The organism is Bradyrhizobium nanningense (assembly GCF_004114535.1).
GTDB lineage: Bacteria > Pseudomonadota > Alphaproteobacteria > Rhizobiales > Xanthobacteraceae > Bradyrhizobium > Bradyrhizobium nanningense.
Window position 1 is genome coordinate 133,971 of the sequence record NZ_LBJC01000082.1, and the last position, 23,707, is coordinate 157,677.

Consider the following 23,707-nt stretch of genomic DNA (forward strand, 5'->3'; position numbering starts at 1 on the left):
AGTGCCCCTGGCAAGTCAGGGCGCAAGCCGCGTGAAGACGTAGTCGCGGCTCTTGGCGCGAGCTTCGTGACACGCGAAGCAGGTGCGATGCTGCGCCTCGTCGACCGGCTTGCCATCGACGAAGCGGCCAAAACCCCAGCCGCCGGTCGCGGGATATCTTTTGGAATCCTTGACCATCACCTGGACCGTGGTGGCGGCGCCTGGAATTGTCGCAGATGCAAACTCCGGCGACTGTTTCCGTTTCCAGGCACGCTTGACCAGAATGGTGCCGTCGGGGAACGGGAGCTTGCCGGCTTGATAGGCGTCGATGGCGGTCTGGTTGCCGACCACGGCACGAAGCTCGTCGAGCGGCGCGGCTTCTTCGGCCGGCGCGATCAGCTCCCATTGCTTGTAACCCGGCGGAATGGTGACGCCGAAGATCGGCGAGGCGTCTGCCGTGTTTTGCGCAGGCCCCTCGGCGAGAGCGATCGAGACCAGATAGGGCACGCAAGTCAGCAGAACGACCAGAAGAAGCACGGCCAGCGTGATCACCGTGACGTAGGATCGCTCATTCTTTTCAGGTTCGATGGATGGCATGACGTTTCTTCAAGCTGGGATCGCGAGACATCCCCGGTCCAGCCACGCTGGACCGAGGCACGAATGAACGATCAGGCGCCGTCGGCGTCGATGACGGCCTTGGCAAAGGCCTGCGACGCTTCCTGCGGCAGATTGTGGCCGATGCCGCCGGTGATCAGGCGATGCTCGAACCGGCCCGCGAACTTCTTGGCGAAGGCGCTGACATCGGGGTGCGGCGCGCCGTTGGCGTCGCCTTCCATCGTGATCGTCGGCACCTCGATGACCGGCGCCGCAGCGAGCCTCTTTTCGAGATGCTCGTACTTCGCTTCGCCCTGGGCGAGCCCGAGCCGCCAGCGGTAGTTGTGGATCGTGATCGCGACATGATCCTTGTTGTCGAGCGCCGCTGCGCTTCGATTGAAGGTGGCGTCGTCGAACTTCCACTGCGGCGAGGCGAGCTTCCAGATCAGCTTGGCGAAATCGTGCGTGTACTTCTCGTATCCGGCCCGGCCGCGCTCGGTCGCGAAATAGAACTGATACCACCATTGCAGCTCCGCCTGCGGCGGCAGCGGCATGTTGCCGGCGGCTTGGCTTGAGATCAGATAACCGCTGACCGACACCAGCGCGCGGCAGCGCTCCGGCCACAGCGCGGCGATGATGTCGGCGGTGCGTGCGCCCCAGTCGAAGCCGGCGACGACGGCCTTCTTGATATCGAGCTTGTCCATCAGCGCGATGATGTCGGCGGCCATTGCGGCAGGCTCGCCGTTGCGCGGCGTCTCACTGGAGAGGAAGTGCGTCGAGCCGTAACCGCGCAGATAAGGGATGATCACGCGATAGCCAGCCTTTGCCAGGATCGGCGCGACGTCGACGAAGGCGTGAATGTCGTAGGGCCAGCCGTGCAGCAGGATCGCCACGGGACCGTTCGACGGCCCCGCCTCGGCAAAACCGACGTTGAGGACGCCGGCATCGATCTGCTTGATCGTGCCGAAGGACGCTGTCGATCCGGATGATCCCGGCGCTTCCGTTTCGGCGCGCGCGAGGTCGATCACGCCGAGGCCGACGGCGACGGTTCCGGCGGCGACGCCGAAAAACTTGCGACGATGCTGGTCGATGATCTGCTTCATGGTCGTGCTGCCTCTTGATGGTCGGTGCTGGTGCGTCAGATCAGTGCGACCGTGACGTCGATGTTGCCGCGAACGGCCTTGGAATAGGGACAGGTCTGATGCGCATCATCGATGATGCCGCGTGCGATCTCAGGGTCGAGGCCCGGCAGGCTGACATTGAGGCGTGCCCGGAGCGAATAGGCGCCGTCGTCGAGCACGAGATCGATCTCCGCGTCGATCGCGCATTTCCTGGGAAGGTCGATTTTCCGCTTCCGGGCTGCGATCTCCATCGCGCCTTCGAAGCAGGCCGACCATCCGGCGGCGAACAATTGCTCGGGATTGGTGCCGATGCCTGTGCCGCCCGGTGGCGACAGCTTGACGTCCAGGCGACCGTCGGAGCTGCGCGATATGCCGTCGTGCCGTCCGCCGCTGGTGTGGGTCCTGGCCGTGTAGAGTATCTTTGCCGCCTGGGTCATGAAGCTCTCCTTGCCGTCACGCCACTGACTAGCAGCGGCCGCGACGGCACACCCGTTTGGACTTGTGAGAAGTTGTGAGGTCTTGCCTGGCGCGCCTCACAAAGGCCTGCATCCGCGGTCTGATGCCGATGCAGGAGCAGCCTTGCCGGAGCACGATCATCTGGCTATCGAATGCCTCTCGAAGGGACCAAGATTTCGCCATGACCGAGCCGGCCGGCACTGCGACGGGAACATTGTCGTTCGGGCCATTCTCCGTGACGCCGCATGAAAGGCTGGTGATGCGCGACGGCGTCGCGGTGCCGCTCGGCGCGAAAGCCTTCGACACGCTGGTGGCGCTGATGTCGCGGCCGAACGAGGTCGTCAGCAAATGGGACCTGATGGCGCTGGTGTGGCCCGGCATCACCGTCGAAGAGGCCAATCTGCGCTTTCATGTCGCAGCGCTCCGCAAGGCGCTCGGCGACGGCAAGGACGGCGCCCGCTACATCACGACGCTCTCCGGCCGCGGCTATTGCTTCGTGGCGCCGATTTCGCAAACAAATATCGCCCCAGCGCAGCGCCTCGCGCCTCGGCCGGAATTGCCCCCCGTGAAACTGCCGAACCGGCTGCAGCGGATGGTCGGGCGCGACGATGCGATCGCCGCCGTCTCCGACAAGCTCCTCACCTCGCGCTTCGTCACGATTGTCGGCCCCGGCGGCGTCGGCAAAACCGCGGTCGCCGTGGCGATCGCGCACGACCTGCTCGAATCATTCTCGGATGCCGCGCATTTTGTTGATCTGGCCGCGCTGAGCGATCCCGATCTCGTGATCACCTCGATCCTGCTGATGCTTGGCCTGCCGGCCCAGACCGACGATCCCCTGCCCGCACTGCTCGCGCATGTCAGCGACAAGCGGATGCTGCTGATCCTGGACAATTGCGAGCACGTCATCGCGGCGGCCGCACCACTGGCCGCGGAGATCTTCCATGCGGCGCCGCACGTCCATATCCTCGCGACCAGCCGCGAAGCCCTGCGCGTCGAGGGCGAGCAAGTCTATCGATTGGCCCCGCTCGCCGTTCCGCCCGACAATTCCGGGCTGACGATCGCCGCAGCGCAGACCTATCCCGCGCTTCAACTGTTCCTCGAACGCGCCACAGCCAGCGGCGCGCAGATCACGCTCGACGACGCAAATGCCACGATCATCGCGAGGATCTGCCGCAAGCTCGATGGCATGGCGCTGGCGATCGAGCTCGCCGCCGGCCGGGTCGAAGCCTACGGCCTGGAGCAGACCGCCGCGCTGCTCGACGAGCGCCTCAATCTGCTCTGGCAAGGCCAGCGAACGGCGCCACCCCGGCAGAAGACATTGCAGGCCACGCTCGATTGGAGCTACGGATTGCTGTCGGATCTCGAACGCCTGGTGCTGCGCAGGCTTGCGGTCTTCGCCGGGCATTTCACCATCGATGCAGCGCTCGAGGTCGTGCCGGACCAGTGCGTCGATCATGCCCGTCTGTTCGACGCCGTCGACGGTCTCGTTGCCAAATCGATGGTCGCGCCGCGACCGATCGGCGCCATGATGCGCTACCGTCTGCTCGACACGACGCGCGCCTATCTGCTCGAGATCGAACCTGATGACGCGGCGCTCGCCGCCCGCCATGCGATCTACTACCAGCGACGGCTGGAACAGGTCGGCATGACGTGGGCCACGGTGCCGAGCGCGGACGAACGGGCGGCTCACTTCTCGGCGCTTCACAATGTGCGCGCCGCGCTCAACTGGTGCTTCGGCGCGGACGGCGATCTCGGCATCGGCATTGCGCTCGTCGCCGCCGCGGCGCCGATCTTCCTGGCGATGTCCTTGCTGATCGAATGCCGGCGCTGGTCGGAACGGGCGCTGCTGGCGATGGCGCCCTCTTCGCGCGGCAGCGCCGAGGAAATGCACATCCAGGCCGCGCTCGGACTGACCTTGATGTTCACGCGCGGCGGCAGCGAAGCGGCGCGCGGCGCCCTGAGCCGGAGCCTTGCGATCGCCGACGCGCGCGGCGACGACCTCAACCAGCTCCAGCTGCTGGGCCGGATGCATATCTTTCACGAGCGGATGGGAGAGTTCGACGCCGCGCTTGGCTATGCGCAGCAGAGCCTCGCGGTCGCGAGATTGTTGGGCGACCCCGCCTCGATCGCCCTCGCCCACTCCCTCCTCGGCGTCTCGCTGCATCTGGCAGGCAGGCATCGTGACGCGCTTGAGATGCTGGAGATGGCTTGGCAGGGACCGGGCACGGAACGAATCAGCACGGTCTACGGCTTCGATCATCGCAACCGGGCCGGCATCACGCTGGCCCGCGAGCTCTGGCTGCAGGGCCGGCCCGCAGATGCGCTGCAACTGGCGCAGCAGACGGTCACCGAGGCCGCGCAGATGGATCACCCGATCACGCTCTGCATCGCGCTGATCTGGGCGGTCTCGATCGACCTCTGGAGCGGAGACCTCGACGGCGCGGACGAGAACATCGACCGCTTCATCGCGCATGCCAATTCGCGCTCGATGGGGCCCTATCTCGCGGTCGGCCGCGGCGTCAAAGGCGAGCTGGCGATCCGGCGCGGCGATGCCGCCGGTGGCGTCGAGACGATCAGGACTTGCCTGCGCGAGCTCCACGATGCCGGCTACGAGCTGCTCACCACGACGTTCAACATCGCGCTGGTTCAGGGCCTGCTGGCGCTTGGGCAAATCGAACAGAGCGCAGAGCTGATCGACGATGCGCTCCGCCTCGTCGAGCGGAGCGGCGACGATCTCTACATGCCGGAGCTGCTGCGGATGAAGGGCAAGGTCCTATCGCACTTGCCGGAGCCGCGGATCGAGGAAGCAGAGAATTGCCTCATGCAGGCACTGGAACTCAGCCGCGCCGAGGGCGCGAAAGCCTGGGAGCTGCGGGCAGCAACCGATCTGGCACAGCTTCTTGCCGACCGACGCCGCTACGAGGAAGCAAGACTATTGCTCCGATCGGCACTCGCAGGTTTCGTTGCAGGTTCCGAGACTGCAGATATCAGAGCCGCCGATGCGCTCTTGAAGACGCTGTAGCGGAGGCTCACCCCGTCGGCGTGCCCTGCTTCCACTGGCCGCCGGCGATCTTGGCGGCTGCGATCACGGCCTGGGTGCGGCTCTCGACGCCGAGCTTTTGCAGGATCGCCGAGACATGCGCCTTGATGGTGGCCTCGGAGACCCCGAGCTCGTAGGCGATCTGCTTGTTGAGGAGCCCCTCCGACAGCATCATCAGGACCCGGACCTGCTGCGGCGTCAGCGTCACCAGGCGGTCGCGCAGGCGCGTCATGTCGGGATCGCTAGCTGCGGACAGGTCGGTGTCGGCGGGAACCCAGACGTCGCCTTCCATCACCTTAAGGATCGCGTCGCGCAAGGTCTCGACGCCGAACCGCTTCGGAATGAAGCCGGAGGCGCCGAAATCGAGCGAGCGGCGGATCGTGGCATTGTCGTCGGATGCCGAGACGATCACCACCGGGATCGCCGGGTATTGCGCGCGCAGATAGATCAGGCCGGAAAAGCCTGAGATCCCGGGCATCGAGAGGTCGAGCAGGATCAGGTCGACGTCCGAGGTGTGTTCCAGGAGCTTGGTCAGATCCTCGAACGATCCGGCTTCGTCGATTCTGGCCGAAGTCAGAACGCCCGCCACCGCCTGTCGCAGCGCGTCGCGGAACAGGGGATGGTCATCGGCGATGACGAGATGGGTCGAGGGAGCGTTCATCGTTCTCTTGCTGTCGTTCGCAGGCCGGCGGACCGATCCCGGGTGTGGCAATTCTTCCCCGAGCGGCCGTGGCATGCAAGTGCACATTATCCCTTTGCTGCAAAGGGGTTAATCCGGAATTCTCCGCGACTGTGCACCGTTGCCCGATACCGGGCGTCAGCTGCACGTCAGTGCGCAAGGCCGAAAGTCGTATTGGGGCGGGTTTCACGCCGATGTTACCTTGCGGGCAAGACCTGGGTTGATCCGGCATGTCCGGACATCCGGGGCGCGAGGAAACACGTTTCGGGGAGCGACTCAACATGTCGACAATGGCTGTATCTCAAGCAGGCGCAGGAGGGATGACGAAGGACGAACGGTTCGTCATTCTCGCTTCCTCGCTCGGTACCGTCTTCGAATGGTACGATTTTTACCTCTACGGTTCGCTGGCCAGCATCATCGGCACGCAGTTCTTCTCGGCCTATCCGCCGGCAACCCGCGACATCTTCGCGCTGCTTGCGTTCGCAGCCGGCTTCCTGGTGCGTCCGTTCGGTGCGATCGTGTTCGGCCGCATCGGCGACATCGTCGGCCGCAAATACACCTTCCTCGTCACCATCCTGATCATGGGTCTGTCGACCTTCATCGTCGGCCTGCTGCCGAGCGCGGCAAGCATCGGCATCGCGGCTCCGATCATCCTGATCGCGCTGCGCCTCGCCCAGGGCCTGGCGCTCGGCGGTGAGTATGGCGGCGCGGCGACCTATGTCGCGGAGCATGCTCCGAACGGCAAGCGCGGCTACTACACCTCCTTCATCCAGACCACCGCGACGCTCGGCCTGTTCCTGTCGCTGCTGGTGATCCTGTTCACCCGCAGCGCCCTCGGCGAACCAGACTTCGCCGCCTGGGGCTGGCGCATCCCGTTCCTGGTCTCGGTGCTGCTGCTCGGCGTCTCGGTCTGGATCCGGCTCCGCCTCAACGAATCCCCGATCTTCCAGAAGATGAAGGACGAGGGAAAGAGCTCGAAGGCGCCGCTGACCGAAGCCTTCGGCAACTGGCAGAACGGTAAGCTCGTGCTGCTCGCGCTGCTCGGCGGCGTGATGGGCCAGGGCGTGGTCTGGTACACCGGCCAGTTCTACGCGCTGTTCTTCCTGCAATCGATCCTGAAGGTGGACGGATACACCGCCAATCTGCTGATCGCCTGGTCGCTGCTGCTGGGCACCGGCTTCTTCATCGTGTTCGGCATGCTGTCCGATCGTATCGGCCGCAAGCCGATCATCCTCGGCGGCTGCCTGATCGCGGCACTGACCTTCTTCCCGATCTTCAAGATGATCACCACCAACGCCAACCCGGCGCTGGAAAAGGCCATCGAGCAGACCAAGGTCGAGGTGGTGGCCGATCCCAAGGGCTGCGGCGACCTGTTCAATCCGGTCGGCACCCGCGTCTTCAGCGCGCCTTGCGATACCGCACGTGCCTTCCTGTCGCAGTCGTCGGTCAAGTACTCGACCACGTCAGGCGCGGCCGGCTCGGGCGTGAAGGTGATGGTCAACGGCAAGGAAGTGCCGTACGCCAACGCCAAGGACGGCAACCCGGCAGTCCTCGCCGCGGTGCAGGCAGCCGGCTATCCGAAGGCCGGCGACGCCGGAATCGTGAAGATGGCGCATCCGCTCGACATCTTCCGTCCGCAGGTGGCAGCGATCATCGGCCTGCTGTTCGTGCTCGTGGTCTACGTCACCATGGTGTACGGCCCGATCGCGGCGATGCTGGTCGAACTGTTCCCGACCCGCATCCGCTACACCTCGATGTCGCTGCCCTACCACATTGGTAACGGCTGGTTCGGCGGCCTGTTGCCGGCGACCGCCTTTGCCATCGTGGCCTCGACCGGCGACATCTATGCCGGCCTCTGGTACCCGATCATCTTCGCCGCGATTACCGTCGTGATCGGCTTCCTCTTCCTGCCCGAGACCAAGGACGTCGACATCAAGGCGACCTGATCGAAAGCAGCGATCTCAACCAGCACGAACCGGCCGCGGTCTCCGCGGCCGGTTTTGTTTTATGGGAGCCTTTTGTTTTGACGCGTTTTCCTGATGCGAACCGGCGCTCGCAAACGCTCTATTGATTGCTGCCGACGAATTGCAGCACCACCTCGCGCCGGTGCGGGCGCTTGCGATGCTCGATCAGATAGATCGCCTGCCAGGTGCCGAGTGCGAGCCTGCCGTTCAGAACCGGGATCTGAAGCGAGGTCCCGGTCAACATCGTCTTGACGTGCGCCGGCATGTCGTCCGGTCCTTCGGTGTCGTGAGTCCACGCGGCATTCTCCGGCGCCAGCCGGGACAGCGCCGTGGCGAGGTCGACGAGCACGGAAGGATCAGCGTTCTCCTGGATCGTCAGCGAGGCCGAGGTATGGCGGATGAACAGCGTCAACGCACCGTCGCGCGCGTGAACCTCGTTGATGAATCCTGCGGCTTCGCTGGTGAGGTCGGTGAAGCCATGGCCCGATGTCTGCACCGTCAGCAGCGACGATGAGATGGTGGTGGCCTGCACCGTCGATGGCGCCGAGCGGGTCACGGATTTGCCTGATGTCATGAAGGGCCTCTCAACTCGCAAAGCTGCCGTAGGGTGGGCAAAGGCGCGAAGCGCCGTGCCCACGCCTTCCTTCACCGTCGTGGAGACAACGTGGGCACGGCGTAAGAACGCCTTTGCCCACCCTACGGCCTCTCAACGCATGGAGGGACCGTCAAATCTTTCCCGACACGTCCTTTTGCACCCGGTTGGCCATGTCGATCAGCCGCCGCCAGGCCTTTTCCAGAAACGACATCACGCGATCGACGTCCTGGTCGCTCGGCAACGGGATCTCGATCTTGCGCTCGCCCTCGGCACTCCTGGGCTCGGCTTTCTTCAGCGGGTCGGATTTCGGCAGCGCCTCGTCGATCTTGCCCGACACCGTCGGCCCCGCCGCGAGTTGTCCCTTCAGCTTCTCGACCTCGGCCTGGAGCCTGCCGATCTCGGCATCGAGCGCCGTCCGTTCGTCGGGCACTGCATAGCAGGCCCAGCCGGCGCCGTTCTTGCTGCAGGTCGAAACCGTGCCGGTGCGTGTGTCGAGCCGCAGCACGCCCTCGGGGATCGGCGCCATGCTGTAGCGACCGTTTTCGCCGTCGGGCGCGGATTCCGCGGCCACGAGACCGCCGCCGATCGCCATCGCCGCGGCAAATGCCGCCGCCGCAAGCCAGGAAGTTGTGCAGGATGTTGTGGATGACGTCTCGGGTCTCATCACGCTCTCCGCCACGACGTGCAGGTGGCAATCTGGCAAATTCTACACCCCGGCGAGGCGATCCGCCGCCCAAAACCCACACCGACATCAACGATCCCAGCGGCGTCTTCGATCCTGGCAGCGCGGCGAAAGGGCGGTCGCGTCCGCCGATCATGAGGCGAGCTGCTGCGGTGCGGCGTCACGCTGTGTGCAGCGCTGCCGTGCACGCCAATATTGTCAAATAAATCAGTCACATAACCGAAAGCGACGCAATCGTGACTTGGCTTGACTTGATTATAGGCCATCAGTATGGTCCGCGCGGCTTTTGAGGGTGGCGGGCGTAATTTCCATTCAGCCGCGGCGTTTCGGGTCTTCGTTGCATGACACAGGGCACGGGGCACGGCGAGAATGGGGATCGCGATAGATCGTCCGAGGAAGCTGCGCTTTCCGAACGGCTCGGAAGTCTTGATCAGAGGTTGTCCGAATTTCGCGACCGCCGGATCAAGACCGAGCAACCCGCAGGTGACGGTGGAGACGGAGCGGCCAGAGCCTCGGCGATGGCGCTAGGTTTCCGACTATCCTCGGAGTTGATCGCCGGCGTCGTGGTCGGAGCGGGGATTGGCTGGGGTTTCGACCGCTTGCTGTCGACCTCGCCTTTCGGGTTTATCGTGTTCCTGTTGCTGGGCTTCGTCGCCGGCGTAGTGAATGTGGTGAGAACGGCAGGCGCGGGTCAAAACAGGCGCGGTGGATCATAGCCGATCCGCACCATGAGTGTGATCGTGCCGGTCTTGCCGGTACGGGCCGGCCCGGCCGGCAGACCGAGACCCGCCGGCATTGCCCGGCAGACCAAGAGATGCCGCGCTGATGAAAATCGATCCGATCCACCAGTTCAACATCGAGCCTCTCTTCACCCTGGGCCATATCGGCAATCACACGATCGCCTTCACCAATTCGTCCCTCTACATGCTGGTGGCGGTGGCGGTGATCTCGATCCTGATGCTCGCCAGCGGCACGCAGCTGGTTCCCGGGCGCCTGCAGTCGGTCGCCGAGATCTCCTACGAATTCGTCGCCTCGACCATCCGTTCGACGGCCGGCGCGGAAGGCATGAAATTCTTCCCGCTGATCTTCTCGCTGTTCATGTTCATCTGCGTCTCGAACCTGGTCGGCATCATTCCCTACACCTTCACGGTGTCGAGCCATCTGATCGTCACCGCGGCGCTCGCGCTCCTGGTGTTCTTCACGGTGCTGATCTACGGCGTCGCCAAGAACGGCCTGAAATTCTTCTCGATCTTCGTGCCCCACGGTGTCCCCGGCTACATCCTGCCGCTGGTGATGTTCATCGAGGTCCTGTCGTTCTTCCTGCGGCCGGTCTCCCACAGCGTCCGTCTGTTCGCCAACATGCTGGCCGGCCACATCGCGCTGAAGGTGTTCGCGGGCTTCGTTGCCATGCTCGGCTTCTCGCTCGGCGCCCTGGGCTGGGTCGGCGGCGTGCTGCCGCTGGCGCTCACGGTCGCGCTGTACGCCCTCGAGATTCTGGTCGCGTTCCTGCAGGCCTATGTGTTCGCGATCCTGACCTGCATCTACCTCAACGACGCCATTCATCCGGGACACTGAGCGGTCCGGGGAATTTCCACCCAAAACCCAATCTTTCTTCCAAGGAGTCTAAAATGGATCCGGCAGCAGCAAAACTTATCGGCGCGGGCATCGCGTGCATCGGCATGGGCGGTGCGGGCGTCGGCGTCGGCGTGATCTTCGGTAACTACCTCGCCGCAGCCGTTCGCAACCCGTCGGCCGCTCAGGGCCAGTTCGGCAACCTGATCTTCGGCTTCGCCGTGACCGAAGCGCTCGGCATTTTCTCGCTGCTGATCGCGCTGCTGCTGCTGTTCGTTCCGCTCTGAGAACGACGTTCTTCGCGCCGCTTCAACCGAAGCGGCGCGCATGACAGCAACAGGAGTAATCCATGGCTGAGAGTCATGGCGGGGCGAAGGGTCCGGCGGCGGGCGCCCACACCGAGGCTGACGGTGGTCATCACGGTGGCGGCTTTCCGCCGTTCGAGAGCAGCAACTATGCTTCGCAGCTGGTGTCGCTGGCGATCTTCTTCGTCGTGCTTTACGTGATCGTGTCCAAGCTCGCTCTGCCGAAGGTCGGCGGTGCGATCGAAGCGCGTCAAAACAAGATCGATGGCGACCTCGCCGAAGCGCAGAAGCTGAAGGACCAGTCCGACGCGGCGCTGAAGGCCTATGAAAGCGAACTCGCCTCGGCGCGTTCGCGGGCGCAGGCGATCGGCAACGAATCCCGCGACAAGGCGAATGCGCAGGCGGACGCCGAGCGCAAGGCTCTGGAAGAGCAACTGGCGGCCAAGCTCGCCGGGGCGGAAAAGACCATCGCCTCGACCCGCACCGCCGCCATGAGCAACGTCCGCGGCATCGCGGCCGATGCGGCAGGTCAGATCGTGCAACAGCTCACCGGCGTCGTCCCTGATGCCGCGTCGGTCAATGCAGCGGTCGATGCGTCGCTGAAAGGTTAGTCGAGATGTTCTTCGATCCTGAAACCTGGGTCGCCATCGCTTTCGTGATCCTGATGGTCGTGTTCGGCTATCTCGGCGTCTTCAAGTCGGCGATGACCGCGCTCGATCATCGTGCCGAGCGCATCAAGGCCGAGCTCGACGACGCCCAGCGCCTCAAGCAGGAAGCCGCCAAGGTGCTGGCCGACTACAAGGCGCGCACCGCCTCGGCCGAACGCGAGGCCGCCGAGATCATCGCCAACGCCAGAAGCGAAGCCGAGCGCATCGCGGCTGACGCCAAGGCGAAGATGGAAGACTTCGTGGCACGTCGGACCAAGACCGCGGAAAGCAAGATCGCGCTCGCCGAGGCCCAGGCGCTGGCCGATGTCCGCGCCGCAGCCGCGGAAGCCGCCGTCCAGGCCGCCTCGACGATCCTGTCGCAGTCGGTCAAGGGTCAGGTCGCCGACGATTTGCTGGCCAAGGGCATCAACGAAGTCAGGCAGAAGCTGAACTGAGGGATTTGCCTTCGCCAATCAAAAAGCCGGCGCGATGAGCGCCGGCTTTTTTGTTTGTCGACTACTGAGTGTCATCACCCGCGAAAGCGGGTGATCCAGTACGCCGAGGCTTCTCGGTTCAAGCACCGCGGCCTCTGGAATACTGGACTGCCCGCCCCTGTGCGCAATTGCACACTAGGCGGGCAATGACAGCTGAGATTGCCGCGCGACCTTCCCTACTTCTTCTTCCGCCCCTTCGGCTCGGGCGAGAGCGCCTGCGGGTCGAAGCCGACATAGAAAATGTAGCTATCGGCGACCGCAGGCGGCGGCACCGGATAAGTCATGTCCTCGATCACGAAGGTAAAGGGCACGCTGCCCCCTTCGGTCATGTCGACCGTGGTCCGGTAAGCCTTCGAGGCGATCACCTTCTCGCCGACGCCGCCCTGCACGACGGCGATGCGCAGGGGCACTTCGACGGAGGCAGGCGCACCGGCGGGACCGGCGATCACGCGGCCCTGGATGCCAATCCGGGCGGTGATGCCGCCGCTGCTGCGGGCACATTCGCGCGCCATCTTGGTGATCGAGGCCTGGAAGCGAATCTCATTGCCGACGGCCGGCTTGCCGGCGGCGCCGACCGCGTAGGTCGAGGCCCCCGCACGCACCGTGACCTGCGGGCAATCGAGCTCGTCTTCGGCCGGCTGGCCGGGCGCAGGCGGTGGCTTGGGCTGGGCCGGCTCATCGGACTTGCCGCCGAACAGGCTCTTGAAGCGGTCGGTCAGTGACTGGGCCGCCACCGGCGAGACAGAGGCGAGCGCAACCGACAACGCCAGCGCGATTCCCCCTCCCAGCCGCAACGCATTCCGCGATGACCGAAGCTGCTGCACCTTCAACGCCTATACTCCAATGACAATTGTCCGGCCGATTGCCGGCCAGCGCATGCGGTTATATCGCCAAAATCGGCGAACCCAAGGCAGCAAAAAGGGGGACTTGGCCGCATGAATCGGGCGGCTCAGCCGCGGAAATCCTCATGGAGCAGGCCAAACAGCAAATGATCCTGCCAGACCCCGTTGATGCAGAGATAACGGCGGGCAAGCCCCTCGCGGGAGAAGCCGCACTTTTCCAGCACCCGGATCGACGGCGCATTGGTGGGGATGCAGGCGGCCTCGACCCGGTGCAGGTTGAGCTCGCCGAACAGTGTCGGCAGCAGCACCCGCAGCGCCGCCGTCATGTAGCCGCGATGGGCATGAGGCTGCCCGATCCAATAGCCGATGGTGCCGGCCTGCACGATGCCGCGGCGGACATTGGCCAGCGTGATGCCACCGACCATGGCGCCGTCGAGCTCGCGGAAGATCAGAAAGGGATAGGAGCGGTCCGCGGCGATGTCCTCGGAATAGCGGCGCAGACGGCGGCGGAAGCCCGAGCGGGTGAGATCGTCCGAAGGCCAGATCGGCTCCCAGGGCGTCAGGTAGTCGCGGCTGGACTCGCGCAAGTGAGCCCATTGCAGGAAGTCCGACATCTGCGGCGCGCGCAACAACAGCCCGTTGCCGCGCGGCGCGAGGGCGGCGGGTCCACTGGACGGCAGGCGAAAGAGGGCCATGGTGATGCTTTCCGGGGCAGTCTCGCCGTTGCGCGGCTCCTAATGCAGCCGCGCCTTGGCGCGCGCCCGAGTCAATCCTTCCGCAAAAGACACCGCCGTGTCCAGACCCCTGCCACTGCCTAATGCGACAACGGCAGGCCGGCTCCGCGACAACAGCGCACGCGCCGCGTCCCGGGTCGATTCGACGCTGACGGCGTCGATCCGGCCCACCAGCTCCTCGACCGTCTGCGGCCGGCCATAGGCCAGCACGTGCCGGGCGAGCTGTTCGGCGCGGGAAGAGCAGCTCTCCAGCGCCATCAGGAGACCTGCCTTCATCTGCGCCTTGGCCCGCGCGATCTCGGCCTCGGTCAGCGTCTCCACCGAATCGTTCATGATGTCGACCACGACCTCCATCATCTCCGGCGCATCGGCCGGATCGGTACCGGTGTAGAGGCCGAAGAATCCGGTATCGGTATAGGGCGCGTGGAACGAATAGATGGAGTAGCAGAGGCCGCGCTTCTCGCGCACCTCCTGGAACAGGCGGGACGACATTCCGCCGCCGAGGATGTTGGTGAAGACCTGGAGCGAAAACAGCGACAAATCGCTCTGCGGCACGCCTTCCAGCGCCAGCGTCAGATGCGCCTGCTCCAGTTCGCGATGCACCACCTTGGCGCCGCCCTTGCCGAACTGAGCGGTTTGCGGCTTCGGGCCCGGCGTCCCCGCGAAACTGGCAAAGCGCTTCTCGGCCTCGGCGACCACCTGATCGTGATCGACCGCGCCGGCCGCCGCCACCACCATGTCGGGCCCGCGATAATGGGTCGAGAGGTAGCCGCGCAGCATGTCGCGGTTGAAGCTGCGCAGCGTCTTGGCCGTGCCAAGCAGCGAGCGGCCCATGGGCTGGTCGGGATAGCAGAGCTCGTTGAGATGCTCGAATACGACGTCATCCGGCGTATCCTGCGCAGCCCCGATCTCCTGCACGATGACGTTCTTCTCGCGCTCCAGCTCGTCGGGCTCGAAGGCGGGATTGGCAAGGATGTCGGCCAGCACGTCAAGCGCGAGCGGCACGTCGGCCTTCAGCACCCGCGCATAATAGGACGTGGTCTCGGTCGAGGTGCCGGCATTGAGGTCGCCGCCGACCGCCTCGATCTCCTCGACGATCTCGCGCGAGGAGCGCTTCGTCGTGCCCTTGAACGCCATGTGCTCGAGCAGATGCGAAATGCCATGCTCGTTCGGCTTCTCGTCACGGCCGCCGACGCCGGCCCAGACGCCGAGCGCCGCGGTCTCGAGATGGGGCATCTTGTCGGTAACCACGGTCAGGCCGGAAGCAAGCTTGGAAATCTCGACGCTCATCCGGCAACTCCCTGCTTCGCAGCGCGGCTGACCGACAGCACGAACCGCTCGACCTCGGCCTGATCGTTCTTCATCACCTTCATGTGTTCGGATTTGGTCATCAATCCGTCGAGCCAGGCCGGCAGTTGCGGCCGCTGGCCGCAGGCCGCTTCGACAGCGTCGGGGAATTTGGCTGGATGCGCGGTGGAGAGCACGATGCTCGGCACCCTCGTGTCCGTGGTGTCGCGATCGGCGACAGCGAGCGCCACCGCCGTATGGGGATCGACCAGCTCGCCTGCCTCGCGCCAGCCGGCGCGGATCGCAGCCGCGGTCTCGGTCTCGTCGGCGCGCCCGGCGTCGAACTCCTCGCGGATTGCGGCCAGCGTCGCATCGGGCAGCACGAAACGCCCGGACTGCTTCAGCGAATCCATCAGACGGCGCACGCCCGCCGCATCGCGCCGGCCGGCCTCGAACAGCAGCCGCTCGAAATTCGACGAGATCTGGATGTCCATCGATGGCGACGCCGTCGCGTGCACCTCGCGCACTTCGTAGATCCCGGTCTTCAGCGTACGCGCCAGGATGTCGTTGACGTTGGCGGCGATGCGCAGGGTCCGCACCGGCAATCCCATGCGCTTGGCGACGTAGCCGGCAAAGATGTCGCCGAAATTGCCGGTCGGCACGACGAAATCCACCGCGCGCGCCGGCGCACCGACGGCGACCGCCGAGGTGAAATAGTAGACCACCTGTGCGACGATGCGCGCCCAGTTGATGGAATTGACGCCGGAGAGCGAGGTCGCATCGCGGAAGCGGTGGTTGTTGAACATCCCCTTCACGAGCGCCTGGCAGTCATCGAAATTGCCCTCGATCGCGAGCGCATGGACATTGGCCGCGCCCGTCGACGTCATCATCCGCCGCTGCACCTCGGAGATGCGGCCGTGCGGAAACAGCACGATCAGGTCCACGTTCTCGAGGCCGGCGAATGCCTCCACAGCGGCGCCGCCAGTATCGCCTGACGTCGCGACCACGATGGTGGTGCGCTGGCCGCGCTTGGCGAGCACATGGTCCATCAGCCGCGAGATCAGCTGCATCGCCACGTCCTTGAAGGCGAGCGTCGGGCCGTGGAACAGCTCCAGCACGAACTGGTGCGGCGACATCTGGCGCAGCGGCACCACCGCCGGGTGGCGGAAGGTCGCATAGGCCTCGTTCGCCATGCGGCCGAGCTCAGCGTCGGTGATCTCGCCGCCGATGAAGGGACGAATCACATCGACCGCGACCTCCCAATAGGGACGGCCGAAGAACCCGGCGATGGTCTCGGTGGAGAGAAGCGGCCAGATGGTTGGCACATACAGGCCGCCATCGCGCGCGAGCCCGGTCAGCATCACGTCGCAGAAGCCGAGTTCGGGGGCCTCGCCCCGGGTCGAGATATAACGAGTCAAACTGCCCTCCAAAGGCCGAGCAGCCTGAGCCGCTCGTTAAGCCTTTGATTTTACGAAATTACTTGTTAGCGGCCAGAGGCTTTGGGCCACCATAAAGTGTTTTGCGGCATCAGGAAACCGCTTCCGCCTCTACCCGCTCCAACGAAAAAGGGCTGCGGTGGTGGCCGCAGCCCTTCTCTTGGAAGGTCTGTCGTTGATGTGTGCAGACCGGTTTGCCTCTCGGGGTCGCCGACCCGTCAAAACTGTTCGCGCAACCTTTCGTCGCCTGTCACGAAACCGTCAAGGGCGAAAACGATGAGGGCGAGAAAATGTTCCTATTTTTCCCGACCTGGATCCGGCGCTGGCAAGCGCAGCCAAGCAGCGACACGCCGCGTATTGCCGCCATTTCCCGAATTCACGAAGATCTCGGGAACGAATGCCGCCTCCCCTCATTGGGGTCGGCGGATGGGTGTCGGCGGTGTCCATGCATTGCCCGGCTGCACGCTGACACCGATCCGTTCCGCCGAACCGGCTGCATCCTGGAGCGGCCGGTTCGGTGCTTCCGGGCCGCCAGTGCCCGGGCCGCCAGTGCCCAGAGCCGCCAGCATCCAGGACGTCAATTCATCCCGATTTCCACTGCGATCCTGATCAGGTCGGAATGGTTCTTGGCCCCTAATTTCTGCTTGAGCAGAGACGTGGTGTTTGCGACCGTCTTGTAGGAGATGCCAAGCGCCTCCGCGACTTCCACGATCTTGTCGCCGCGTCCGAGCAGGCGGAGGATCTCGAGCTCCCGCGGCGTCATCTGCGAGGCCGGGTTGGCCTTGATCGCCGCGCCGGAAAACGTCACGGCTTCCGCGAGTTGCGGTGAGATGAAATTGTCGCCCGCGACCACCTTGCGCACCGCTTTGAGCAGGATCCTGGGATCGTCGCCCTTGGAAACATAGCCCTGCGCTCCAAGCTCGACGGCCCGCACCACGAAGGCCGGATCGTCGTTCATGCTGAACATGATGATCTTGGCCTCGGGATCGTCCTTGCGAATGCGTCGCATCAGCTCGAAGCCGGAGACATCGGGCAGGCTGATGTCGATCACGGCGACGTCCGGCCGCTTGCTGACATAGGCGCGATGCCCGGATTTGGCGTCCGTCGCCTCCTCGATCCGGATCGAATGGTCGGAAGCGAACAGGGTGCGGCAACCAGACAGCACCACGGGATGGTCGTCGACAATCAGGACCCGGGTCCCCGGCTTGGCAGTATCTTGCATCGCGCGCTCTCTTGTCTTCTTGACTCATAGACCGGCGGGAACAAATGGAAAGAGCAAATTCCGCCGATGCGCGTTAGAATTGACCTAATGTGGCAACGACTCTCGTTCAGAACGCAACTGTTTCTTCCACTCGGCGCGAGTTTTCTTGCAGCGCTGATCCTGGGCGGCATATTGCTCCGGATATTCGCAACCGGGCAGCTTGCCGATGAGAACGAGCCGGCTCGGCGCTCCATCCGAACGATCGCCACCGCACTCAACGACACTTTGCGTGCGTCGGACAACCCGCAGAAGACGCTTGACGCCTTTGTCCAATCCTTGGCCGCCTCCTCGGACGTCCATTTCCGTTCGGCGGAAGGCGCTCCTGCGCCTTCGCCAAAGGACGGCATGCCTAATCTGCGGGGGGTTCCGCAGTGGTTTGTCAACCTGCTTGTGGTGCCGGACACGGACGCTGCGGCCCCGGTGCTGATCGATGGCAGACATATCGGCGATCTCGTGTTTCTGCCGGACCTGTCAGCCGACCTGTTCGAGAAGTGGATCGGCTTCCTCGCGCTGACCAGCCTCGTCGCCGTGCTGATGGTGCTCACCGGCATCATCGCCTACGTCTTCGCGGGATCGGCGCTGCGCCCCCTGCGCCATCTCGGCGAAGGCCTGACGCGGATGCGGCGTGGCGATTTTACAAAGCCGATCCCGGTCGGGGGGCCGACGGAGATTCGGCAAAGCTGTGCGGAAGCAAACGCGCTGGCTGCAACGCTTGCGCAATTGAGCCAGGACAATCGCGATCTGATGCATCGCCTGGTGTCGCTCCAGGACGACGAGCGGCGCGATCTCGCCCGCGAACTGCACGACGAGCTCGGACCGCTGCTGTTCAGCATCCGCGCCGGCACGATCGCGCTGATCGACGCCTCGCCGCGGGTAGGAAATCTCGGCAATTCGGCGGACGAAGTGCTGCAATCGGTCGAAGCGCTCCAGCAGACCAACCGCCGCATCCTCGATCGGCTGCGGCCGCTCTACATCGAGGAGCTCGGCCTTGCGACCACCGTGCAGACGCTGCTCCGGAACTTTCGCAAGCAGGCACCCCATATCATCCTGACGGATACGATCGATCCAGATCTCAACGTGATCGACGGACCGTTGGCTCGGACCATCTATCGGGTGATCCAGGAGGCACTGACCAACGTGCTGCGCCATGCCAAGGCCGGCAGCGCCCATGTCCAGGCGACCATCGCCGGCGAGACATTGCTCATCGAGATCTCGGACGACGGCGGCGGCTTCCCCGCCGACAATGCCTTCGGCCGCGGCCTGACCGGCATGCATGAGCGCGTGCGTGCGCTCAGCGGATCGTTGTCGCTACTGCGCGTGGACGAGCGAACCTATGTCCGCTGCCGCCTTCCGGCCGAAACGACACGCGAGGCGCAGGTCAACCACTGAAGCGCGATGCGATTAGGATGAATCGTCATCGCGCTTTTGGTTGTTGTTCAAGCATGATCTTTTCGGAAGACCGCTGCGCACTTTTCCGGAACATGCTCTAGCACGCGCAGCAATCATGCGCGTTCTGTCGCGCCGGCTCGCACAAGGTGCTGCGGATCTTGCCTTCCGGACTGAAACGAAACGAGGCGCGGATGCGCAACGCGCCGGCCACGGAATATTCGAGATCGACACCATGAGGCACCGGGCGGATCTCCTCCAGCCCGAAACCCGCCAGCGAGAACGCGCTGAGCCGCGGCTGCCAATAGGCCTCGAGCTCGCTCCGGCCGCGATAGCGCTGCGCGCCGTTACACGTACATTCGACCTGGGCGTCGTCCGCATAGAGGTCGAGCAACATCATGAGGTCGCCCTGCCGGCAGGCGTCCACCCAATCGACGACAACTCCCATCTGATCGAAATCGCTCACGCCGCAATCCTGTCTGCCGCGGAAAACCACCGGCGGCTTAGGGCCACACTCGTGAATGTGCGCTGAATAATAAACCCCGGGCGATACCGGGTTCCGGCGTGGAGACCGACCAGCTCAGCTCTGCCGCCGGCCTCTGGCCCACACGACGAAGGCGATCAGCACGGCGCCCGCGAGCAAGAACCAGGTGACGGCGTATTGCAGGTGGTCGTCCTTCAGATGCACGTCGAGCGGCCCCGGACGCGGAATTCCGTTCTCGGGCGCCGGCTGCTCGAGATCGACATAGAACGGCGCCACCGCGCCCCAGCCGAGCGCGCTTGCAATGGCCGAATGATCCCGCACGAACCAGAGCCGCTTGTCGCGGTTCTCCGCCGGCGTCAGCGAGCCGGCCGCCTCGGGAAAGCGCAGATAACCCGTCAGCGCGACCGGCTGCCCGGTGACGAGCTTCTTCACCGCGCGATCCTCGACGCCGCGGTCCTGCATCGTGTTCTCGACGAAGCCCGCGTCGATCACGACCGTCTCGCCGCTTGGAAGCCGCGCCGGCAGGAACGCCCAGGTGCCCGGGCCGGAGGCGTCCTTGCGCACCGCGGAGCCGGAGGAATAGACCATCGCATCGGGCAGGGCTGCGTAGATCGCTGTGAAGCTGACGCGGCGGAATTCATCACGCGCGGGATTGAGCGCGGCCCATTGTGGCGGTGGTGGCAGCGCAATGGGCGCCGCGGCCAGCCGCTCGGTCAGCGCCGCGATCAGCTCGTGCTTGGCGGTCCGGCGCTGCAATTGCCAGACGCCGAGCGCGACGAAGACGGCCGTCAGGAACAGCGTGAACAGCGCGAAGCCGGCCACGCGGGGCTTGCGCGCGGGCTGGTTCATTTCGCGCGGTCGACCAACCGGCCCGGCGCCGCTTTGTGGTGGAATTGCAGCGCGATCAGCAGCGACTTCATCGCACGCAGCGGCAACAGCGTGGTGGCCAGGATCAGCGGCAACCACAGCACCGCATGCAGCCAGTATGGCGGCTGGTATTTGACCTCGACGATGAGCGCTGCCGCAACGACGATCCCACCGGCCAGCATGATGATGAAGATCGCCGGACCGTCGCCAGTATCGATGAAGGCGTAGTCGAGACCGCAGCGGTCGCAGGCGGGCGCGAGGTTGAGGAAGCCCGCATAGAGCTTGCCCTGGCCGCAGCGCGGGCATCTGCAGGCGAGCCCGCGGAGCGCGCTCTGCAGGACAGTAATTTCAGGATCGGACTTGCCGGCTGTGTCGTTCATGATGGCGGACCCTATCACAGTTTTCGCCGAAACTTTCCGGCGGTCCAAAAGCGAAAGGGCGGCCCTGCGGCCGCCCTTTCTGGTCGATTCCTCGCGGCTCAGTGCGCGCCGTGGGCCATGGTCTCGGCACCGTGTCCCCAGACGTAGATGCAGAGGAACAGGAACAGCCAGACCACGTCGACGAAGTGCCAGTACCAGGCGGCGAACTCGAAACCGAGGTGCTGTTTGGGCGTGAAGTGGCCGGCATAGGCGCGGAACAGACAAACCAGCAGGAAGATGGTGCCGACCAGCACGTGGAAACCGTGGAACCCGGTCGCCATGAAGAAGGTCGCGCCATAGACGTTGCCGGCGAAGGAGAACGCCGCGTGGCTGTACTCATAGGCCTGCACGCAGGTGAAGAGCGCGCCGAGCACGACGGTGAGGATCAGGCCGTATTTCAGGCCCTGGCGGTCGTTCTCGAGCAGCGCGTGGTGCGCCCAGGTCACGGTGGTGCCCGACGTGAGCAGGATCAGCGTGTTCAGGAGCGGCAGGTGCCAGGGATCGAAAGTCTCGATGCCCTTCGGCGGCCAGGTGCCGGGGACCGCGCAGGCACCGGCCTGGGTGCCGAGGCCGCAGCCGAACACAGCGTCACGGGTGGCATGGACGGCGTCCGCCGGAAACAGCGCCGCGTTGAAGTAAGCCCAGAACCAGGCGACGAAGAACATCACCTCGGAGGCGATGAACAGGATCATGCCGTAGCGGTGATGCAGCTGCACGACGCGGGTGTGGTCGCCCTTGTACTGGGCTTCCTTGATCACGTCGCCCCACCAGCTCGCCATGGTGTAGAGCACGCCCACGGTGCCGACGCCGAACACGATCGGCGCGGCCGAGTACATATGATGCATCCAGGAGATCGCGCCGACCGCCATGATGAAGGCCGAGAGCGAACCGACGGCCGGCCACGGAGAGGGATCGACCAGGTGATAGTCGTGATGCTTGGTGTGCGCCGTTGCCATTTTGCGGTCTCTCTCCTCAATCCCGTGCCTGTCAGGCACTTATCCCCTTGTTTCCGACCCCCGCGGCGCGAGCCCGGCGATCAGAGATTTCCCTTGCGCTTGTCGCTTTCGCCCGATGCCAGCGGCTTCACCACCGGATCCTTCACCGGATAGAAGGTGTAGGACAGCGTGATCGTGTTCAGCCCGTCGTTCTCGTGATCGTCGACGATCGACGGGTCGACGTAGAACACGACCGGCATCTCGCGCTTCTCGCCCGGAGCCATAGTCTGCTCGGTGAAGCAGAAGCAGTTGATCTTCTGGAAATAGGAGCCGACTGTCAGCGGCGCAACGTTGTAGGCGGCCTGCGCTGCCGTGGTGCGCGCGGCCTGGTTGGTCACGGTGTAGAAGATGGTCGTGACCTGTCCGATATTGACCTCGATCTCGTTCTGCTCCGGCTCGAATTTCCAGGGCAGGCCGGGCGCGACGTTGGCATCGAAGCGCACCGAGACCTTCCGCGCGATCGGCCCCGTGGCCGGCGCGGAGGTCGCGACTTGCGTCGTGCCGTTGAAACCGGTGGCGCGGCAGAACCAGTTGTAGAACGGCACTGCCGCGTAGGAAGCGCCGACCATCAGCGCGACCACGCTGCCGCAGATGGAAGCGACCACCGCATCGCGACCCAGGGCGCGGCGCTTGGCCGGCTTGCGATTGGCCGGCTTGGCGCTGACATCCTGCGATATGGTCGGCTCGTGATTCATCTGTCCTACATCGGCCGCACGAGAACTGCGGGTCCCTTGACCATGGTGACGGCGAAGAACAGCACCACGAGCACGCCGAGCGCGAGTGCGATCGCGATCGAGCGCTGACGACGGCTCTTCTTCTGCGCCTCGGTGAGGACGATTCCGTCTCTCTCGGGTTTGTCGGCCATCGCTGTGATCATGCGCCCCCTACCATGGGAGCAAGCGCCCGGACCACGACCTCGACCAGCAGGGTCGCGAACAGCGCGAACAGATAGAGGATCGAGAAGGCAAACAGCTTGCGGGTCGCGCGCAGCGACGCAGATCGCTCGCGGCGCATATAGACGTTGATCGCGAGCGCCAGCATGCCGGTCCCCAGGATCAGCGAGACGATGCCGTAAATGGCGTCGAAATAGCCGAGCGCCCAGGGCGCGGCGGCGACCGCGATCAGCACGATTGTGTAGAGCAGAATCTGGAGCCGCGTCGCATCGGGACCGGCGACGTTGGGCAGCATCGGAATGCCGGCGCGCGCGTAGTCGTCGGAGCGGAACAGCGCCAGCGCCCAGAAATGCGGCGGGGTCCAGAAGAAGATGATGGCGAACAGCAGCAGCGGCTCGACGTCGACCGTGCCCGTGACGGCGGCCCAGGCCACCACCGGCGGCAGCGCGCCGGCGGCGCCGCCGATCACGATGTTCTGCGCGGTCCAACGCTTCAGGCCCATCGTGTAGATCACGACGTAGAAGAAGATGGTGAAGGCGAGCAGGCTGCCAGCGATCCAGTTGACGAGGATGCCGAGCGTCATCACCGAGAAGAAAGACAGCGTCAGGCCGAACGCCATCGCCTCGGGTCGGGTGATGCGGCCGCGGGGGATCGGCCGGTTCGCCGTGCGCGACATCTTGGCGTCGATGTCGCCTTCGAGCGCCATGTTGAGCGCGCCGGAGGCGCCGGCACCGACTGCGATGCAGAGCAGCGAGGTGAACGCGAGCACCGGGTGGAAGTGTCCCGGCGCCATCGCCATCCCGACCAGCGCGGTGAAGATCACCAGCGACATCACCCGCGGCTTCAACAGCGCGATGTAGTCGCCGACCTCCGCCTCGGAGATGCGGGGATTGATGTCAATGGCGTTCTGGTCGAGGACGGACACGAATTCAACTCGCTTCGTTATAAGAGCCGCGGCGCCCGTCACGGGCGCCG

26 protein-coding genes are annotated in these 23,707 nt (G+C 64.7%); 8 read left to right on the top strand and 18 right to left on the bottom strand.

Going from position 1 to position 23,707, the window contains the following annotated elements; genetic code table 11:
• Window positions 1-15: 15 nt before the first annotated feature.
• The 3 genes from XH84_RS38800 to XH84_RS38810 all read right to left on the bottom strand — a co-directional run bounded on the left by XH84_RS38800 (window position 16) and on the right by XH84_RS38810 (window position 2,131).
• On the bottom strand, window positions 16-576 hold the full coding sequence (locus XH84_RS38800; protein WP_128920360.1) for a cytochrome P460 family protein: 561 nt from the start codon (window positions 574-576) through the stop codon (window positions 16-18).
• Window positions 577-647: 71 nt separating this feature from the next.
• Window positions 648-1,676, bottom strand: a complete 1,029-nt coding sequence (locus XH84_RS38805) for an alpha/beta fold hydrolase (protein ID WP_128920359.1) — start codon at window positions 1,674-1,676, stop codon at window positions 648-650.
• 35 nt (window positions 1,677-1,711) lie between these two features.
• Window positions 1,712-2,131: an organic hydroperoxide resistance protein gene (locus XH84_RS38810; RefSeq protein WP_128920358.1), complete on the bottom strand. Its 420-nt coding sequence runs from the start codon at window positions 2,129-2,131 to the stop codon at window positions 1,712-1,714.
• A gap of 200 nt (window positions 2,132-2,331) precedes the next feature.
• On the opposite strand from XH84_RS38810, the gene XH84_RS38815 reads away from it, so the two are divergent.
• Complete coding sequence (locus XH84_RS38815; RefSeq protein ID WP_128920357.1) at window positions 2,332-5,172, top strand: ATP-binding protein; 2,841 nt, start codon at window positions 2,332-2,334, stop codon at window positions 5,170-5,172.
• Window positions 5,173-5,179: 7 nt separating this feature from the next.
• Here XH84_RS38815 and XH84_RS38820 read toward each other — a convergent pair whose 3' ends face one another.
• A complete protein-coding gene (locus XH84_RS38820; RefSeq protein WP_128920356.1) occupies window positions 5,180-5,851 on the bottom strand; it encodes a response regulator in 672 nt (223 codons plus the stop codon).
• A gap of 338 nt (window positions 5,852-6,189) precedes the next feature.
• Between XH84_RS38820 and XH84_RS38825 the strand changes: the two genes are divergently transcribed.
• Window positions 6,190-7,815 carry an MFS transporter gene (locus XH84_RS38825; RefSeq protein WP_206734146.1) on the top strand — a complete coding sequence of 542 codons (1,626 nt, stop codon included), beginning with the start codon at window positions 6,190-6,192 and terminating at the stop codon, window positions 7,813-7,815.
• Window positions 7,816-7,933: 118 nt separating this feature from the next.
• On the opposite strand, the gene XH84_RS38830 is transcribed toward XH84_RS38825, so the two are convergent.
• On the bottom strand, window positions 7,934-8,407 hold the full coding sequence (locus XH84_RS38830) for a secondary thiamine-phosphate synthase enzyme YjbQ (RefSeq protein WP_164936384.1): 474 nt from the start codon (window positions 8,405-8,407) through the stop codon (window positions 7,934-7,936).
• Window positions 8,408-8,558: 151 nt separating this feature from the next.
• Window positions 8,559-9,092 (bottom strand): hypothetical protein, encoded by a 534-nt coding sequence (locus XH84_RS38835; protein ID WP_128920353.1) that lies wholly within the window; start codon window positions 9,090-9,092, stop codon window positions 8,559-8,561.
• 359 nt (window positions 9,093-9,451) lie between these two features.
• Between XH84_RS38835 and XH84_RS38845 the strand changes: the two genes are divergently transcribed.
• From XH84_RS38845 to XH84_RS38865, 5 genes are all read left to right on the top strand, one after another.
• Window positions 9,452-9,826 (top strand): AtpZ/AtpI family protein, encoded by a 375-nt coding sequence (locus tag XH84_RS38845; RefSeq protein ID WP_128920352.1) that lies wholly within the window; start codon window positions 9,452-9,454, stop codon window positions 9,824-9,826.
• A 109-nt stretch (window positions 9,827-9,935) separates the two neighbouring features.
• Window positions 9,936-10,685 carry a F0F1 ATP synthase subunit A gene (locus XH84_RS38850; protein ID WP_028139850.1) on the top strand — a complete coding sequence of 250 codons (750 nt, stop codon included), beginning with the start codon at window positions 9,936-9,938 and terminating at the stop codon, window positions 10,683-10,685.
• Between the two features lie 53 nt (window positions 10,686-10,738).
• Window positions 10,739-10,969, top strand: coding sequence for a F0F1 ATP synthase subunit C (locus XH84_RS38855; protein WP_007599451.1), 231 nt, complete (start codon window positions 10,739-10,741; stop codon window positions 10,967-10,969).
• 62 nt (window positions 10,970-11,031) lie between these two features.
• Window positions 11,032-11,598: a F0F1 ATP synthase subunit B family protein gene (locus XH84_RS38860; RefSeq protein ID WP_128920351.1), complete on the top strand. Its 567-nt coding sequence runs from the start codon at window positions 11,032-11,034 to the stop codon at window positions 11,596-11,598.
• Between the two features lie 5 nt (window positions 11,599-11,603).
• The gene (locus XH84_RS38865; protein WP_128920350.1) at window positions 11,604-12,089 is read left to right on the top strand and encodes a F0F1 ATP synthase subunit B family protein; all 486 of its coding nucleotides are present in this window, start codon (window positions 11,604-11,606) and stop codon (window positions 12,087-12,089) included.
• A 215-nt stretch (window positions 12,090-12,304) separates the two neighbouring features.
• On the opposite strand, the gene XH84_RS38870 is transcribed toward XH84_RS38865, so the two are convergent.
• The 5 genes from XH84_RS38870 to XH84_RS38890 all read right to left on the bottom strand — a co-directional run bounded on the left by XH84_RS38870 (window position 12,305) and on the right by XH84_RS38890 (window position 17,649).
• The gene (locus tag XH84_RS38870) at window positions 12,305-12,952 is read right to left on the bottom strand and encodes a hypothetical protein (protein WP_128920481.1); all 648 of its coding nucleotides are present in this window, start codon (window positions 12,950-12,952) and stop codon (window positions 12,305-12,307) included.
• A gap of 125 nt (window positions 12,953-13,077) precedes the next feature.
• Window positions 13,078-13,665, bottom strand: a complete 588-nt coding sequence (locus XH84_RS38875) for a GNAT family N-acetyltransferase (RefSeq protein WP_128920349.1) — start codon at window positions 13,663-13,665, stop codon at window positions 13,078-13,080.
• A gap of 39 nt (window positions 13,666-13,704) precedes the next feature.
• Window positions 13,705-14,994, bottom strand: a complete 1,290-nt coding sequence (locus XH84_RS38880; protein ID WP_128920348.1) for a M16 family metallopeptidase — start codon at window positions 14,992-14,994, stop codon at window positions 13,705-13,707.
• Entirely contained in the window at window positions 14,991-16,409 is a 1,419-nt protein-coding gene (gene thrC / locus XH84_RS38885) for a threonine synthase (RefSeq protein WP_164936383.1), read from the bottom strand. The genes XH84_RS38880 and thrC overlap by 4 nt, the downstream gene beginning before the upstream one ends.
• 595 nt (window positions 16,410-17,004) lie before the next feature.
• A complete protein-coding gene (locus XH84_RS38890; protein WP_128920346.1) occupies window positions 17,005-17,649 on the bottom strand; it encodes a response regulator transcription factor in 645 nt (214 codons plus the stop codon).
• An 87-nt stretch (window positions 17,650-17,736) separates the two neighbouring features.
• Between XH84_RS38890 and XH84_RS38895 the strand changes: the two genes are divergently transcribed.
• On the top strand, window positions 17,737-19,077 hold the full coding sequence (locus tag XH84_RS38895) for an ATP-binding protein (protein WP_128920345.1): 1,341 nt from the start codon (window positions 17,737-17,739) through the stop codon (window positions 19,075-19,077).
• 97 nt (window positions 19,078-19,174) lie between these two features.
• Here XH84_RS38895 and XH84_RS38900 read toward each other — a convergent pair whose 3' ends face one another.
• From XH84_RS38900 to XH84_RS38930, 7 genes are all read right to left on the bottom strand, one after another.
• Window positions 19,175-19,540, bottom strand: a complete 366-nt coding sequence (locus XH84_RS38900) for a nuclear transport factor 2 family protein (protein WP_128920344.1) — start codon at window positions 19,538-19,540, stop codon at window positions 19,175-19,177.
• A 114-nt stretch (window positions 19,541-19,654) separates the two neighbouring features.
• A complete protein-coding gene (locus XH84_RS38905; RefSeq protein WP_128920343.1) occupies window positions 19,655-20,407 on the bottom strand; it encodes an SURF1 family protein in 753 nt (250 codons plus the stop codon).
• Window positions 20,404-20,805, bottom strand: coding sequence for a DUF983 domain-containing protein (locus XH84_RS38910; protein WP_128920342.1), 402 nt, complete (start codon window positions 20,803-20,805; stop codon window positions 20,404-20,406). Before XH84_RS38910 ends, XH84_RS38905 begins: the two co-directional genes overlap by 4 nt.
• A gap of 98 nt (window positions 20,806-20,903) precedes the next feature.
• A complete protein-coding gene (locus XH84_RS38915; RefSeq protein WP_128920341.1) occupies window positions 20,904-21,800 on the bottom strand; it encodes a cytochrome c oxidase subunit 3 in 897 nt (298 codons plus the stop codon).
• An 80-nt stretch (window positions 21,801-21,880) separates the two neighbouring features.
• Window positions 21,881-22,534, bottom strand: coding sequence for a cytochrome c oxidase assembly protein (locus XH84_RS38920; protein WP_128920340.1), 654 nt, complete (start codon window positions 22,532-22,534; stop codon window positions 21,881-21,883).
• A gap of 5 nt (window positions 22,535-22,539) precedes the next feature.
• A complete protein-coding gene (locus tag XH84_RS38925; RefSeq protein ID WP_128920339.1) occupies window positions 22,540-22,716 on the bottom strand; it encodes a CoxF protein in 177 nt (58 codons plus the stop codon).
• Window positions 22,713-23,657 (bottom strand): heme o synthase, encoded by a 945-nt coding sequence (locus XH84_RS38930; protein ID WP_128920338.1) that lies wholly within the window; start codon window positions 23,655-23,657, stop codon window positions 22,713-22,715. Before XH84_RS38930 ends, XH84_RS38925 begins: the two co-directional genes overlap by 4 nt.
• Window positions 23,658-23,707: the final 50 nt, after the last annotated feature.

Coding starts and splice junctions, on each gene's coding strand:
- XH84_RS38820 (WP_128920356.1), bottom strand. CDS start 5,851: ATGAACGCTCCCTCGACCCATCTCGTCATCGCCGATGACCATCCCCTG.
- XH84_RS38860 (WP_128920351.1), top strand. CDS start 11,032: ATGGCTGAGAGTCATGGCGGGGCGAAGGGTCCGGCGGCGGGCGCCCAC.
- XH84_RS38875 (WP_128920349.1), bottom strand. CDS start 13,665: ATGGCCCTCTTTCGCCTGCCGTCCAGTGGACCCGCCGCCCTCGCGCCG.
- XH84_RS38920 (WP_128920340.1), bottom strand. CDS start 22,534: ATGAATCACGAGCCGACCATATCGCAGGATGTCAGCGCCAAGCCGGCC.
- XH84_RS38925 (WP_128920339.1), bottom strand. CDS start 22,716: ATGATCACAGCGATGGCCGACAAACCCGAGAGAGACGGAATCGTCCTC.
- XH84_RS38835 (WP_128920353.1), bottom strand. CDS start 9,092: ATGAGACCCGAGACGTCATCCACAACATCCTGCACAACTTCCTGGCTT.
- XH84_RS38845 (WP_128920352.1), top strand. CDS start 9,452: ATGACACAGGGCACGGGGCACGGCGAGAATGGGGATCGCGATAGATCG.
- XH84_RS38805 (WP_128920359.1), bottom strand. CDS start 1,676: ATGAAGCAGATCATCGACCAGCATCGTCGCAAGTTTTTCGGCGTCGCC.
- XH84_RS38895 (WP_128920345.1), top strand. CDS start 17,737: ATGTGGCAACGACTCTCGTTCAGAACGCAACTGTTTCTTCCACTCGGC.
- XH84_RS38915 (WP_128920341.1), bottom strand. CDS start 21,800: ATGGCAACGGCGCACACCAAGCATCACGACTATCACCTGGTCGATCCC.
- XH84_RS38825 (WP_206734146.1), top strand. CDS start 6,190: ATGACGAAGGACGAACGGTTCGTCATTCTCGCTTCCTCGCTCGGTACC.
- XH84_RS38830 (WP_164936384.1), bottom strand. CDS start 8,407: ATGACATCAGGCAAATCCGTGACCCGCTCGGCGCCATCGACGGTGCAG.
- XH84_RS38855 (WP_007599451.1), top strand. CDS start 10,739: ATGGATCCGGCAGCAGCAAAACTTATCGGCGCGGGCATCGCGTGCATC.
- XH84_RS38815 (WP_128920357.1), top strand. CDS start 2,332: ATGACCGAGCCGGCCGGCACTGCGACGGGAACATTGTCGTTCGGGCCA.
- XH84_RS38910 (WP_128920342.1), bottom strand. CDS start 20,805: ATGAACGACACAGCCGGCAAGTCCGATCCTGAAATTACTGTCCTGCAG.
- XH84_RS38800 (WP_128920360.1), bottom strand. CDS start 576: ATGCCATCCATCGAACCTGAAAAGAATGAGCGATCCTACGTCACGGTG.
- XH84_RS38905 (WP_128920343.1), bottom strand. CDS start 20,407: ATGAACCAGCCCGCGCGCAAGCCCCGCGTGGCCGGCTTCGCGCTGTTC.
- XH84_RS38850 (WP_028139850.1), top strand. CDS start 9,936: ATGAAAATCGATCCGATCCACCAGTTCAACATCGAGCCTCTCTTCACC.
- XH84_RS38810 (WP_128920358.1), bottom strand. CDS start 2,131: ATGACCCAGGCGGCAAAGATACTCTACACGGCCAGGACCCACACCAGC.
- XH84_RS38880 (WP_128920348.1), bottom strand. CDS start 14,994: ATGAGCGTCGAGATTTCCAAGCTTGCTTCCGGCCTGACCGTGGTTACC.
- XH84_RS38890 (WP_128920346.1), bottom strand. CDS start 17,649: ATGCAAGATACTGCCAAGCCGGGGACCCGGGTCCTGATTGTCGACGAC.
- XH84_RS38865 (WP_128920350.1), top strand. CDS start 11,604: ATGTTCTTCGATCCTGAAACCTGGGTCGCCATCGCTTTCGTGATCCTG.